The 13,612-nt window shown below is 67.4% G+C and carries 13 protein-coding genes; 7 read left to right on the top strand and 6 right to left on the bottom strand.

Translation table 11 applies throughout. The annotated features are described in order from the left end of the window. Positions 1 to 87 precede the first annotated feature (87 nt). Positions 88 to 1,311, bottom strand: a complete 1,224-nt coding sequence (locus tag ACSVC7_RS13955) for an ABC transporter substrate-binding protein (protein WP_448204877.1) — start codon at positions 1,309 to 1,311, stop codon at positions 88 to 90. A gap of 316 nt (positions 1,312 to 1,627) precedes the next feature. Here ACSVC7_RS13955 and ACSVC7_RS13960 point away from each other — a divergent pair, with 316 nt between their 5' ends. Then, entirely contained in the window at positions 1,628 to 1,909 is a 282-nt protein-coding gene (locus ACSVC7_RS13960) for a hypothetical protein (protein ID WP_448204876.1), read from the top strand. A gap of 296 nt (positions 1,910 to 2,205) precedes the next feature. On the opposite strand, the gene ACSVC7_RS13965 is transcribed toward ACSVC7_RS13960, so the two are convergent. Then, the gene (locus ACSVC7_RS13965; protein ID WP_448204875.1) at positions 2,206 to 2,844 is read right to left on the bottom strand and encodes a TetR/AcrR family transcriptional regulator; all 639 of its coding nucleotides are present in this window, start codon (positions 2,842 to 2,844) and stop codon (positions 2,206 to 2,208) included. Positions 2,845 to 3,002: 158 nt separating this feature from the next. Here ACSVC7_RS13965 and ACSVC7_RS13970 point away from each other — a divergent pair, with 158 nt between their 5' ends. Then, the gene (locus ACSVC7_RS13970; RefSeq protein WP_448204874.1) at positions 3,003 to 4,601 is read left to right on the top strand and encodes an ABC-F family ATP-binding cassette domain-containing protein; all 1,599 of its coding nucleotides are present in this window, start codon (positions 3,003 to 3,005) and stop codon (positions 4,599 to 4,601) included. Positions 4,602 to 4,670: 69 nt separating this feature from the next. Here the strand turns inward: ACSVC7_RS13970 and ACSVC7_RS13975 are convergent, their stop codons facing one another. Next, positions 4,671 to 5,597, bottom strand: coding sequence for a DUF5996 family protein (locus tag ACSVC7_RS13975; RefSeq protein WP_448204873.1), 927 nt, complete (start codon positions 5,595 to 5,597; stop codon positions 4,671 to 4,673). A gap of 176 nt (positions 5,598 to 5,773) precedes the next feature. On the opposite strand from ACSVC7_RS13975, the gene ACSVC7_RS13980 reads away from it, so the two are divergent. Next, positions 5,774 to 6,337, top strand: coding sequence for an NADPH-dependent FMN reductase (locus tag ACSVC7_RS13980; protein WP_448204872.1), 564 nt, complete (start codon positions 5,774 to 5,776; stop codon positions 6,335 to 6,337). Between the two features lie 151 nt (positions 6,338 to 6,488). Here ACSVC7_RS13980 and ACSVC7_RS13985 read toward each other — a convergent pair whose 3' ends face one another. Further along, complete coding sequence (locus ACSVC7_RS13985; RefSeq protein ID WP_448204871.1) at positions 6,489 to 7,910, bottom strand: MFS transporter; 1,422 nt, start codon at positions 7,908 to 7,910, stop codon at positions 6,489 to 6,491. 81 nt (positions 7,911 to 7,991) lie between these two features. On the opposite strand from ACSVC7_RS13985, the gene ACSVC7_RS13990 reads away from it, so the two are divergent. After that, positions 7,992 to 8,948 (top strand): LysR family transcriptional regulator, encoded by a 957-nt coding sequence (locus tag ACSVC7_RS13990; RefSeq protein WP_448204870.1) that lies wholly within the window; start codon positions 7,992 to 7,994, stop codon positions 8,946 to 8,948. Between the two features lie 348 nt (positions 8,949 to 9,296). Continuing rightward, positions 9,297 to 9,947 carry a 2OG-Fe dioxygenase family protein gene (locus tag ACSVC7_RS13995; RefSeq protein ID WP_448204869.1) on the top strand — a complete coding sequence of 217 codons (651 nt, stop codon included), beginning with the start codon at positions 9,297 to 9,299 and terminating at the stop codon, positions 9,945 to 9,947. Positions 9,948 to 10,455: 508 nt separating this feature from the next. Here the strand turns inward: ACSVC7_RS13995 and ACSVC7_RS14000 are convergent. Beyond that, on the bottom strand, positions 10,456 to 10,887 hold the full coding sequence (locus tag ACSVC7_RS14000; RefSeq protein WP_448204868.1) for a VOC family protein: 432 nt from the start codon (positions 10,885 to 10,887) through the stop codon (positions 10,456 to 10,458). A gap of 102 nt (positions 10,888 to 10,989) precedes the next feature. Between ACSVC7_RS14000 and ACSVC7_RS14005 the strand changes: the two genes are divergently transcribed. Together ACSVC7_RS14005 and ACSVC7_RS14010 are read left to right on the top strand one after the other, a co-directional pair. Continuing rightward, positions 10,990 to 11,580, top strand: a complete 591-nt coding sequence (locus ACSVC7_RS14005) for a TetR/AcrR family transcriptional regulator (RefSeq protein ID WP_448204867.1) — start codon at positions 10,990 to 10,992, stop codon at positions 11,578 to 11,580. Between the two features lie 536 nt (positions 11,581 to 12,116). Next, positions 12,117 to 12,542 carry a PAS domain-containing protein gene (locus tag ACSVC7_RS14010; RefSeq protein ID WP_448204866.1) on the top strand — a complete coding sequence of 142 codons (426 nt, stop codon included), beginning with the start codon at positions 12,117 to 12,119 and terminating at the stop codon, positions 12,540 to 12,542. A gap of 517 nt (positions 12,543 to 13,059) precedes the next feature. On the opposite strand, the gene mntR is transcribed toward ACSVC7_RS14010, so the two are convergent. Next, positions 13,060 to 13,557 (bottom strand): manganese-binding transcriptional regulator MntR, encoded by a 498-nt coding sequence (mntR, locus tag ACSVC7_RS14015; RefSeq protein WP_448204865.1) that lies wholly within the window; start codon positions 13,555 to 13,557, stop codon positions 13,060 to 13,062. Positions 13,558 to 13,612: the final 55 nt, after the last annotated feature.

Below are 13,612 nucleotides of genomic sequence, written 5' to 3' on the forward strand. Positions count from 1 at the left end.
CACGGCGTAGGGCCAAGCCTTCGGTGCGGTCCCCACCACCCCTGTGGGCGTGACGCCGCCCACAGGGGTGGTGGGGTTAGTTGGCGATTACTTCTTGACCAGCGAGCACTGGCTTTCGGCGATGGGGAGGAAGGCCTCCTCCGCCGGGATGGTGCGTACGATCTTGTAATAGTCCCACGGCCCCTTCGATTCCTGTGGGGTCTTCACCTGGGCCAGATACATGTCGTGCACCATACGGCCGTCCTCGCGGATGCGGCCATTGCGGGCGAAGAAGTCCTCGACCTTCATTTCCTTCATCTTGGCGACCACCTTGTCGGTGTCGTCGGTCCCCGTGGCCTCGACCGCCTTGAAATAGTGCATCAGCGAGGAATAGACGCCAGCCTGGACCATGCTGGGCATCTTGCCGACCTTGGCGTGGAAGCGCTTCGACCACTCGCGGGTCTTCTCGTCCATGTCCCAGTAGAAGCCGGTGGTCAGGTTCAGGCCCTTGGCCGTCTCAAGACCCAGCGAGTGAATGTCGGTGATGAAGACCAGCAGGCCCGCCAGCTTCTGGCCGCCCTGGACGATGCCGAACTCGTTGGCGGCCTTGATGGCGTTGATGGTGTCGGCACCGGCGTTGGCAAGGCCGATCACCTCCGCCTTCGATCCCTGGGCCTGGAGCAGGAAGGAGGAGAAGTCGCTGGCCGGGAACGGGTGCTTGACCGCACCCAGCACCTTGCCGCCGGCCGATTTGACGACCTTGCTGACGTCGTCCTGCAGGTTCTGGCCGAAGGCGTAGTCGGCCGTCAGGAAGTACCAGCTCTTGCCGCCCTCCTCCACCATGGCGCGGCCGGTGCCGATGGCCATGGCGTAGGTGTCGTAAGTCCAGTGAATGCCACCCTTGAAGCAGTCCTGATTGGTGATCCGCGACGAGGCGGTGCCGGAAATCAGGCTGATCTTGTTGTTGGCCTTCGCGATCTCGTTCACGGCCAGCGCCACGGACGTCGTGACCAGCTCCGCGAAGACATCCACCTTCTCGACGTCCACCCATTCGCGCGCCTTGTTGGCGGAGATGTCGGCCTTGTTCTGGTGGTCGGCGGTCAGCAGGACGATGGGCTTGCCGGCGGCCTTTCCGCCGAAATCCTCGATCGCCATCTGGGCCGCGGCGACCGCGCCGGCGCCGGCGAGGTCGGAATAGGTCCCGGACATGTCGGTCAGCAGACCGATCTTCACCGCATCGTTGGAAATCTGGGCCTGAGCGGTCCCGGCGGCCATGCCGGCCGACAGGGCGCAGGCAGCAATACCGTAGGCGAGCGACGTAAGAAAACGCATGGACGTTGCCTCCTGCTGTTCGTGATCGTGGTTTCTTGGTTGTTTTCGCGAGAGGCTAAAGGCGTCGCCGAGTTTCCACAATCAGCCATAGGTAACAGCGATCACCAATCGCGCCGCAGGGCTGTTCAGCGCTGCATGGCCGTGCAACCAGGGCACGTCACGACGGCTTCCGCAGGGGCGAGGAATTCGAAGCCTTGCGCGAAAGGGGCTCGGCGTCGTCCAACGCGCTCGATCTCGTCCGGTTTCCCGGTTGCCGAGCCGGCGTCGTTGGCGCGATCCTGAATCCGTGGAGGCCTGAATCCGTGGAGGATTGATCATGCCGCACCACACGACGCAGCATGCGTTCAACAGGCACATGGAAAAGCTCGGCCTGGACTACCGCCTCCAGATCGACACCCTCGGGCTCTTTTCGGTCTGGGATGGGGAGGCCGAGGTTTACACGCTGCACCATTGCCGGGGCCACAACGCCGAGGCGCGTGCGGCGCGCGAAGCCGACGCGTTTGTCGCCGGAGCGCTGCACGAGATGCGCCACCGGTCGATGCTGTTGGCCGCGAGCGCCCATGCGTGTGAGGCGGCGTGGCCCAATGACCTTCCATAGACCGGGAGTCATTGACCGCAAGACAGCGACCGCTAGACTTTGTTCCGCATGGCCGATCCTCGCCCGTGCCGGGATCGGTGGCTGAAAAGAAGAAGTCGAGCGGGAAGGGTCCGGTGCCCGCCGCCGGGTGGGTCTTGTCCAGCATGCGGTCGAAATTGAACGTCACCGCCTCTGATACGGCCGGAAAATGATCACTTCCATCATTTTCCGGCCGTGAAACCCGGCAGATCAATGCTTTAGCATTGATCGAGAGGGGCATGCCGACGGCGCCTTCAGGTGCCGTCGGCATGAGCAGGTCAGCCGCTTGCGCCCAGGGCGGCGGTGAAGACGGCCCAACGCGTCTCGAACAGCTCAAGCGGGGACGGGCCGTCACCCGCTGTCTCGTCATGCAGGCGGATCCGGTTGTTGACGCCCTCCAGAAGGTCAATGAGGATTCCGCCGACCGCGGCGGGGTCGCCGGGCCGCAGGGAGCCCGCCGCCTGGGCGGTCGCGACGGCCTCGACCAGCGGCTCCAGCGCGCGGCCCGACCATTCCGCCAGCCGGGCGCAAAGGGCGGGCGAGACGGCGGCCTCCGCGATGACGGAGAGATAGAAGGCCGCGTACGTCCGCGACGACCCGACCTCCACATAGCGCAGCGCGGCGCGGCGCAAGGCGTCGAGCGGCCCTGCCCCGTTGCCGGCGGCGAAGGACAGGGTTTGGCGGAACTGCTCGATATCGCGCGCGACCACGGCCTCGAGAAGAGCCGCCTTGTTGGCATAGCGGCGGTAGAGCGTGTGCTTGGAGATCCCGAGTTCGACGGCGATCTCCTCCACGCTGCTGTTCGCGACGCCCTTGCGGCAGAAGACGGACCGGGCGCCGTCGAGAATGCGCGCGTCAATGGCGGCGGCCTGCTCCCGGGTCGGTCGCCCTCCCGGCCTGCGTTCGCTGTCGCCCATACCCTGTCCTTTCAAAACAGCACGGTCAAAACAGCACGGTCAAAACAGCACGGTCAAAACAGCACGGTCAAAACAGCACGGCGCCGTTGCGTTTTTTGCCGCGCTCTGATATCAGCACGATACCGTGCCGATAACGCGCTTTCAACAAGGTCCCCTGCATGGCGTCCATCACCCTGTCCAGCCTCGCATGGTCGGCGCCTGACGGCCACACCGTCCTGAGTGACCTCGACCTCAGCTTTGGGCGGGAGCGCACCGGGCTCGTCGGGCGGAACGGCGTCGGCAAGACCACGTTGCTGAAACTCATCACCGGCGAGCTTCCGCCTCTCGCCGGCAGTGTCCTGGTGAGCGGGACCATCGGTCTGCTGAGGCAGACGCTCCAACCAGGCGCGGGCGAGACGGTGGCCGACCTGTTCGGCGTGACCGGAGCGCTCGCCATCCTGCGCCGCGCCGAGGCCGGCGTGGCGGACGCCGAGGAATTGGCCGGGGCCGACTGGACGCTTGAGGACCGCATCACCACCACGCTGGCGCGCGTCGGGCTCGACGCCGGCCCCGACACCCGTCTGACGGACCTGTCGGGCGGCCAGAGGACGCGTGCCGGCCTTGCCGCGGCGGTCTTCGCCGAACCGGACTTCCTGCTGCTGGACGAACCGACCAACAACCTCGACCGCCCCGGCCGGGAAGCCGTGATCGCTCTGCTCGCGGGCTGGCGGGCCGGGGCGATCGTGGTCAGCCACGACCGCGAACTCCTCGACCGCATGGACGCGATCGTCGAACTGACCTCCCTGGGGGCCTCACGCTACGGCGGCAACTGGAGCCGCTACCGCGAGCGCAAGGCGACGGAGATGGAGGCCGTGCAGCAGGATCTGGCCCACGCGGAGAAGCGGTCGGCGGAAGTCCGGCGCAAGGCGCAACTTGCGGCGGAGCGGCAGGACCGCCGCGACGCCGCCGGGGCGCGGACAGGCGCGCGTGGCGACGCCCCCCGCATTCTTCTGGGCGCACGCAAGAGCAACGCCGAGGCGAGCCGGGGCGAGGGCGCCCGGCTGGCCGACCGCCAGCGGGCCGAGGCCGAGGCCGCGCTCGCGTCGGCGCGGGCCCGCATTGAAGTCCTGCAGGATCTGTCGGTGGCGCTGCCGTCCACCGGGCTTCCGGCCAACAGGACCGTCCTCCGGCTGGATGGCGTCACCGCCGGCCACGACGCCGATCAGCCGGTTATCCGCGACCTGTCCTTCACCATGGTCGGGCCGGAGCGGGTGGCCGTCGCCGGGCCGAACGGATCGGGCAAGACGACGCTGGTGAAGCTGATCGCCGGGCAGATCGCTCCCGTCCGGGGAACGGTGTCCGTCGCCGTGGGCTTCGCCATGCTGGACCAGCGAGTCGGCATCCTCGATCCCGAGGCGTCGATCCTCGACAACTTCATGCGCCTGAACCCCGGCGCGACCGAGAATGCCTGCCGCTCGTCGCTCGCCCGCTTCCTGTTCCGGGCGGACGCGGCGTTGCAGCGGGTCGGCACGCTGAGCGGCGGGCAGACACTGCGAGCCGGACTCGCCTGCGCCCTGGGCGGATCACAGCCGCCGGCGCTGCTCATCCTCGACGAGCCGACCAACCACCTGGACATCGACTCCATCGAAGCCATGGAGGCGGGATTGCGGACCTATGACGGCGCGCTCCTGCTGGTCAGCCACGACGAGACCTTCATCACCAACGTCGGCATCGGCCGGCGGCTGGACCTTGTCCCGTCGGCGCGTCAGGGCACATAGCCCCGTCGGGATCCCCTTTCCACAACAGAAGCGACGCCGTGTGAGCCGGCGGGCCGTCATAGCGGGCCGTCATAGCGGGCGCGGCCGGCGTGGTTTTCCGGGCGCGCATTCGAGACGATCACGCTCCCAGCCGCCGAGTTCCGCCGCCGCGCGGTATGTGCTCTCCAGAAACGCCATCAGGGTTGCTTCCGGATCGGCCGACTGACGCACGGCATTGTAGGGAAGCAGGAACTCGCCCAGGTCACGGTTGAAGCACGCGTCCTCGGGCTCGATCCCAGAGTCGGCGAAGCCCTTCGGCGCCGGATAGGCGTAGGAGTAGAAGGCTGGCTCCTTGATCACGCCTCCACCCGGCCAGAAGCCGGCCGAGGACACCTCGTGGCTGTACGCCTCGCGGGTGACGTCGTCCGGCAGGGCCGGGACTCCGCCGGGGTGGAGGGGGGCCGGGGCGCCGGAGAAGCGGGTGACCGCCAAGTCGAAGCTGCCCCAGAAGAAATGCACCGGGCTGGCCTTCCCGAGATACGCCGTGCGGAACCGCTTCAGCACGCCATCGACCGACACCAGCGCCCCAAAGAACCGCCGCACGGCATCCGCATCGTAAGGGCGCTCGGCCCGATCGGCGGCGAACGGCACCGGGTCGGGCACCTCGTTGGGTCGGTCGTGCAGCCGTGGCGTGCCCCCGAGCCACGTGAGGAGTTCAAGGAAGCGCGCGTGAAAGCCGGCGACCGTCGTCGGGCCGAGAGCGAAGCGACCGGAGCGGCCGTCGGTCGCGCACCCCACCACCGCGTGGTCGATGAAGTCGAAGGCGACCTCCACGCCTCCCGGCCCGTCGGGGATCAGTCCGGTCGTCAGCCCCCGTCCGTTCACGTACAGCGTGGCGTGCCAGGAGTGGTTCACCCAGGGCGTGCGCGCGAGGCGGTACTTGCCGACGATCTGCGTGTAGAGGTGCAAGGCCGCGCAGGTGTCGCGCCAGGGCTCATACGGAATGTCCGGCCACATGCGACACCTCCTTGGGACAACCAACAAAATCAGGGCAACAGGATCAGGGAATAAGGTGGAGGCTTGTGCGTCGTCGGCCATCCCCGTCGGCGAAATGCGACGTGCCGGGTTTGAAGATCCGCAAGGCGGCGGCCATATCGCCATCAGCGGCCGATCTCATGACTATAGGGGCGCGAATGACCACACTGATCGGATTGTCGGGCAGTCTCCGCCACGGCTCGCTCAACACCGCCTTGCTCAAGGCCGCCGCCGGCTCGATGCCGGACGGCGCGGTGCTGACCATCGGCAGCATCCGCGGGATCCCGCTCTACGACGGCGACCTCGAGGCCGCCGAGGGGATCCCGCGCCCCGTCGCTGAGTTGAAGGACGCCATCGCGGCGGCCGACGGGCTTCTGCTCGTCACGCCGGAGTACAACAACTCGATCCCTGGCGTGTTCAAGAACGCCATCGACTGGCTGTCGCGACCGCCGGCCGACATCCCGCGGGTGTTCGGCGGGAAGCCCGTCGCGCTGATGGGCGCCTCGCCCGGCGGGTTCGGCACCATTCTCAGCCAGAACGCGTGGCTCCCGGTCCTCCGCACGCTTGGTGCCGAATTGTGGAGCGAAGGCCGCCTGCTGGTCTCGCGGGCACACACGATCCTCGGTGAGGACGGCACCATCTCGGACCCGAAGATCGCCGAACAGCTGCGCTCCTTCCTGCAGGGCTTCGACGCTTTTGTGCGATCGAAACAGGGAAAATAAGCGCGCCCTTGAAAGGCCCGCCTGAAAGGCAGGCACGTCTCCACCACGCCACGGTTTGGCGAAAGAAGGACCAGCCAAAGCTCTCGAACCTGCCGCCAAAGCGGAAAAGGCTGCCAAGCGCGCCAACGGTGTACCGGGGGCACCGGAAGGGTTACCGGCCATGGGCCGGTGCGTCTGCCGCAGCCGCCGTGCCGCCGCGCACGGGGACGCGAAGCACGCTCGCAAGGCTTCCCGCCAGGGTGAGGGCAGCCGCCACGGCAAGGCCGATGCGGGACGCCGCCACGGAGCTGGACGCGAGGGAAAACAGCAGCGTCATGATCACAGCCCCGGCGGTCTGCCCGACCAGCCTTGCGGTGCCCTGCATTCCCCCAGCAGCACCGCTGCGCGCCTTGGGCACCGTGAGCAGCATGTTGCGGTTGTTGGGCGTCTGGAAGAGGCCGAAGCCGAAGCCACTGATCACCATGAACGCCAGGAGCGGCAGCGGGTCGCGCTGAAGCGGCCACGCCGCCGCAAGCGCGAGGCCGACGGCGAGAAGCAGACCGCCCAGGGCGCACAGCCAGCCCGTCGCCATGCGATCGGACAGCCGGCCCGCGATCGGCGCCGCAACGGCGGTTGCGAGCGGCCACGGCACCAGCATCAGGCCGGCCGTGAAGGCGTCCTGCCCCAGCCCGTGCTGCAGGTAAAAGGGCAACGCCACGGCGCTCGCCATCTGACCCATGAAGCAGAGAACGGAGGCGACGACCGACAGGCGGAAGGAGTGCACCCGCAGCAGGTCAAGGGGGACCAACGGCGCCTCGCGCCCGCGTTCGCGCCGGACGAGACCGGCAAGGCAGAGCACCGCGACCAGGAGCAACGCGCCGCCACGCCCGGGCTGGGACGCCATGGTCTCGGCACCCATCACCAGGGCGGCGAAAAAGCCCGCGTTGAGGGCGACGCTGACGAGATCGATGCGCCGCGCCGCGCCCTCGACGGCGGGCAGCGCGCGGGCCGTCACCAGCACGACGACACCGATCGGGATGTTGATTGCGAACAGAAACGGCCAGGGGGCAACGGCGAGGATGGCCGCCCCGATCGTCGGCCCGGCCGCCGAGGACAAGGCGATGGCCAGAGCGTTCCAGCCGATGGCGGCCCCCAGCAGCCGCTGCGGATAGACGAAGCGCAGCAGCGCGACACCGAGCGCCATAACCGCGGCCCCGCCAAGGCCCTGCACGAACCGTGCGACGACCAGCCACGGTAGCGTCGGCGCCAGGGAACAGCCTGCCGAAGCGGCGCTGAACAGCAGCACGCCGCCGGCGAACACCGTCCGATACCCCAGGCTTTCGCCGAGGGCGGCCACGGGCAGGAGGGCAATCACCAGCGCCAATTGGTAGGCGGTGATGATCCAGACGGAGTCGGCCGGCGCGACGCCAAGGCTACTGGCGACGGTCGGCAGGGCAATGTTGGCGATGGCGCCGTCGAGCACGACGAGCACGATCGCGGCGAGGACGGACGCGGCGGCCGCGACGCGGCGGGAAACCGGCAACCCATCCGGCGGCAAGGTGTCGGGACTTTGGGCGGTGGTGGAACGGGGCATGGGCGTCTCCAACGGCTGTCGGATTCACTATGCCCACCGCGGGCCATGGCGGAAGACGCGGCCCAAGCAGGTTATTCCTGCATGAGACGCCATGTGTTAGCCTGTCCGTCCATGGCGGATCCCGATCTCAACCTTCTCATCGCGCTCGACGCGCTGCTGGCGGAAGGCAGCGTGGTCAAAGCCGCAAGGCGGCTTGGCCTCAGCGATTCCGCCATGAGCCGCACACTGGCGCGCCTGCGGGACGTCACCGGGGATCCGTTGCTCGTCCGGGCCGGACGTGGACTCGTGCCGACACCGCGGGCCATCCTGCTGCGGGACCAGGTGCACGACCTCACGGAGGAGGTCCGCGCGGTGTTGCGTCCGGCGGTGGCGATCGACATCGCGAAGCTGGAGCGGACCTTTACCCTGCGCGCCAGCGAAAGCTTCATCGAGGTCTTCGCCGCCCGGCTGGTAAGCCGCGTGACCGCCGAAGCCCCCGGCGTTCTCCTGCGCTTCGCGCCCAGACCTGACCGGGATGTGCAGGCGTTGCGGGACGGGCTGGTCGACCTCGAGATCGGTGCGCACTCCGAAACCGCACCGGAGTTGAAGGTGCAGAGCCTGCTTCGCGACCGGCTCGTCGCCGCCGTGCGGAATGGACATCCGCTGACACTGCGGGAGACGGTGACGCCGGAGCTGTACGCGGCCTGCGGCCATGTGGTCACCTCGCGCCGCGGCCGGGCGAGGGAGCCGGTCGACGATGCGCTGGACGCCCTCGGCCTTGCGCGCAAGGTGGTTGCGGTGGTGCCGAACTTCCCGGCCGCTCTGGCGATCGTCCGAGCCTCCGACCTCATCGCCCTCGTTTCCGAGCGGCAGGTCGCCTCCGGCACGGCCGGAGTCCGCACCTTCCCGCTTCCCGTCTCCATGGATGACGTCGTCGTGACGCAGATGTGGCACCCTCGGCAGGACGCCGACCCGGCCCACCGCTGGCTGCGCGGGCAGGTGCTCGCAGCCTGCCGCGAACCGGCGGTGTCCCCGCCTGGTCTGCCGGGTATACGCTGATCAGCCCGGTCATCCACGCCATCTCGGCATCGTCCATCCGTCGCCGTGGATGCCCGGATCAAGTCCACCAGTGTCCGGCAAGGCTTTTGCATTTCGGCGATCCACTGGAACTCGAACTGGAGCTGCATCTCGTCGCCGCGAAGCGGCCGATGGAGTTTAAGGTGGGGGCGGAGGCCGGCGTTCCCGCCGGCTTTCCGCTTGACTGATACTGTGACCTTACGACTGGAAGACCCCATGACACGCCAAATTCCCCCGTCCCCGCAGCCCATCCCAGGCATCGCTGCGCTTCATGCTGCGCTTCAAGGGGCCGTCGCGCAAAACGGGTTTGCCATGGCGCCGGCGTCTGACATGGCCCGTCTCCTGGCCGCAGGCGGATTGGAGGATTGGGAGGGGTTCCGCCGCAGCTGGGCCGATCTTGGGCTCGACACCTACATGGCCGATGGGGGCCGCTACCGTCGGCGGCGCTTTGCGTGCTTCTCGGTCTCAAGAAGCGGCATCCGGCGCAAGCCGCACCAGCCGCATTACCAAAGCCGGGACTACAACCCTCTGAACGGCGGCATCGAGCGCTGGTTCGAGCCGATGCGCGACGAGGTGGCGGCGCACGCCGCCCTCCAGGCCGTTCTGCGGACCTGCTTTGCGCTTTTCGATCCCCTCACGCCCGAGGCGGTCCGGCCAGCGGACTGGCACGCCGAAGTCCACCAGTTCCGGATCGAGGCGCGTGCGGAGGAGCCCGGCCTGCCGACCCCGGAAGGGATGCACCGGGACGGTGTCGATTGGGTGTTCGTCCTGCTCATCGAGCGCCACAACGTTGCGCGCGGCACGACAACCGTCCTGGACAGCGCCGGGCAGCCTCTCGGAAGCTTCACGCTGACGTCACCGATGGACGCCGCCCTGGTCGACGACGCCCGCGTCGTTCACGGGGTGACCCCGATCGTCCCGGATGACCCGTCATGCGCCGCGCACCGTGATGTCCTGGTCGTGACCCTGCGCCGGCCGTAGGAACAGAATGTCCCGCCGGGGACCGGCTCAAAACGAGACGGTCCCCGGCATCAGAGACACCTGAGCGCTTCAGCCCTGCTTGTCCCCGCGGTCTTTGGCGCGCTTCTTGGCGCGGACATCGGCGACGATCTCCCGGCGATCGCCAGTAGGTTTTCCAGCCATCGTTCAGCACGATGCGAAGCCCCGCCGGGATGGTCTGGCCCTGCCCGGCGGCGTCGACCGGGGCGAGGATCTGCACCTTCGAGGTCTCGGCGGCCGATGGGGGACCGGCCGCGGCGGAGGCTTCGGTGGAGCCCAGCATGAGCACGGCGGCGAGCAGCGCCAGCAAAGGGCGCCGGGTGAAGGTGTTCGACATCGGGCACCGTCAACGTGTCGGATTTTGGCTGAGCCCCCTTGTCCCGGCGGTGCTCGACGCCGGGCATGGTGGCCCGACGACACGATCCGCGGGTTTTTGCTGAAGGGTGTCGTCGGTCCCACATGGGAAGGGCCTTACGGCATGGGAAAGGCCTTACGGATGGTGTTGGACCGGGGCCATGGCGATGAGTTCGAGGCGCGGGCCGCCGGGGATGTTGAGCATCATGTGCCGCGCGGTGCCATCGGCGCGCGGTTCGGGTGCGAATTCGATCTTGTCGCCGCGCGCGACCATCACGGCGTGCAGCGCGTCAAGCTCCTCCACGTTGTCGACGTTCAGCGCAAGATGGTGCAGTCCTTCGTTCCGCTTACGGTCAAAGCGCACGGCTTCCTCCGTGCCGACCTGCCACAGCGTGATGAGGGACTTGCCGTCGCCGACGAACAGCGCCGGATAGGCGGGCCGCTCGCCAACCAAGCGGAACCCCAGCACCTCGACGAAGAAATCCGCCGCACCCCGCAGGTCGGACACGCTGAGCCCGATGTGATGGATCCCGTTGGTTTTCGGCTTGATCTGCGTGTCATTCGTCATGGCTGCCTCCTGAAGCGAAAGTGAACAGGTCTGTTCACTTTTTTCGGTGATACTGGACAAATCTGTTCACGTCAATAGAGTGGAGGCGAAAGGAGGTACGCCTTGCCAAATCCGCGCGATTCCAAACCCAGAGCACAGCCACGCCGCGAGCACCTGATCGAGATTGCGCTCGACCTGTTCAACCGGCATGGCTTTCACCAGACCGGCATCGACACGCTCATGCGGGAATCGGGCGTGTCGAAGACCACGCTCTACAAATATTTCCCGTCCAAGGAGGATCTCGTCCTCGAAGCGTTGAAGCTGCGCAGCGCGCGGACCCTGCGGGGAATCGAGGAACGGGTGGCTGGCCTGCTTGCCGCCAAGCCCGATGCCACCGCGGCCGAGCGCGTGGACGCCATCCTCGGCGTCATCCAGGAGTGGGTCGAAGGCGGGGCCTTCTTCGGCTGCAATTTCGTGCGCGCTGCGGGCGAATATGCCGGCGATCACCAGCCGATCCTCGAACAGGCCAGGGCGCACAAGCAGGCGATTCGGGCGCTGATCGAAAAGCAACTTCGCGACCATCCGGCGGAAGCACGCGATCGTCTTTCCGGCGAAATCCTGCTCATCGTCGAAGGCGCGATCGCTGTGGCGCAGGTCGGCGCCGCCATGTCGCCCATGGCCAGCGCACGGCGCTTGATCGCCAGTATGCTTTGAAGGGCGCCAAAGCGGGATTTGTCGGTCACCCATTTGTCGGTCACCCATTTGTCGGCCACCCGGCTGCCTGGGCCGAGGTGGCTGGCGCGCCGTCGGCCGCCTGATCGACCGGCCCGGCGCACATCCGTGGTCGAGCCATGCCCTCTCTCACCGTCGATGCCAACACGTTGACGATGCCCGGACGCGGTCGCCCTCCGGCGGCATTGCAGGCAATGAAGCAGAGAGAGCCAAACCGGCGGCGCCTTCAGGTGCCGACGGTATGACACCTCCGAGCGTTTCACGCCGCCATCAAGGACGCAGTCGGCACAGCCGCTCACAGGGATCCGGATGGGTGGCGAACGGGGACCAGCTCAGCATCTGCGGCACTTGCGAAACAGCGCTGCTGGAGGGCAAAGTTGACCACCGCGACTGGGTTCGTCCGATGCCGAACGCGCCACCGGCAAGACGATGATGGTCTGCGTGTCGCGCGCCCGCAGCGCGCGGCTGGTGTCGGATGTCTGATTGCAGACGGTTCGTAGCGACGAGAGGGAGGGCCGATGACCGAGGACGACCTGCAAAAGCTGGGACTGGCGCTGCTGAACAGCCCGGCCGAGGCCATCGCCTACTCCGACCGGGACGGCATCATCCGTTTCTGGAACACGGGAGCCGAGCGTGTGTTCGGATTCACCGCCGAGGAAGCGCTTGGGCAATCCCTGGACATCATCATCCCCGAAAATCAGCGCCAACGGCATTGGGACGGTTACGATCAGGTGATGAAGACGGGAGAAAGCCGCTACGGCAGCGGCGACCTGCTGTCGGTGCCGGCGACGCGCAAGGATGGAAGCCGCATCTCGGTCGAATTCACCATCGTGCCGCTGAAGGATGCGAATGGGGCGATGCTCGGAATGGCGGCGGTCATGCGCGACGTCACGGCGCGGTTCAACGAGCTGAAGACTTTGCGCCGTCAAGCAGCCGGACGCTGAACATCGTCTGTCTGGAATCAAAGGCCGTTGGCCCGTTCGTGCCGAGGCACTGCTGACGGAAAGCCCTTACGGCGGTCTGACGGCCGCCGGAAGCGACGCATCGGAGGATGCTCGACACGCTTACTCTGGATTGCAATCAAGCAGCGGTGCGACCGTCCGCAGGGCTTGGTCCAAATCCATGAGCAGATCACGTTCTCCTTCCAATAAAACTGGATGAGGCTGACGCCGTCGAACTGCCCGCAGTCATCGATGTTCTCTCATATTTTCGAAACGCAGCGAAGTGAGCTTCGCCCGGGAAGAACCATCGGAGGAGAGCCGGGGAGGCAACCGACGACCCCGGCGGTCACCAGCGTGCTGGCCGCGGGTTCCGCGGACCCGGGAAATCCATGGGACTGCCATCCCGGGCATCATCCTGACAGGGGAGACCGGCGGCGGCCGGGAAGGCGAAGCCTCGGCCGAGGCGAACGCCAGCCCCCCCCCGGTGATCTCCCAGGTGGTCTGGGTGCTTACCTCCTGCTCACCGTGTGACAGCATCCCCTGAACGGGCGGTGATCACGCGCTCGAAGGCGGCCAAGGTCTCGTCGCTGACGTGATGCTCGACGCCTTCGGCGTCGCGCTCAGCCGTCTCGTCGCTCACCCCGATCGCCTTCAGAAAGCCGACGACGATCGCATGGCGGCGGCGGGACCGTTCGGCCATCGTGCGCCCGGCTTCGGTCAGGAAGATCGAGCGGTAAGGCTGCTGCTCGACCAGACCATCCCGTTGCAGGCGGGCGATGGTCTTCACCACCGTCGGGTGGGCGACACCGAGGCGCCGGGCGATGTCGGCGGCGCGGGCCTCGCCGGTCGTGTCGATCAGGCCGGCGATGAGTTCGACGTAGTCCTCGGCCACCTCGGTCTGGTGGGCCTCCCGGACCCGCTGGAAGTTCGCCGCCTGCCGCTCCGCGTCGGGCAGCAGCATCGGCATCTTGCGCGCGCGCTCAGCGTCCACCGTCCCATCCTCCCGTCGCTCGTCCATTGTGCCACATCGGCGCGGACGGGACAGCGGCGCTTCCGGCACCCCAACAGAAACT

The sequence above is a fragment of the Azospirillum mesophilum genome (assembly GCF_053470405.2).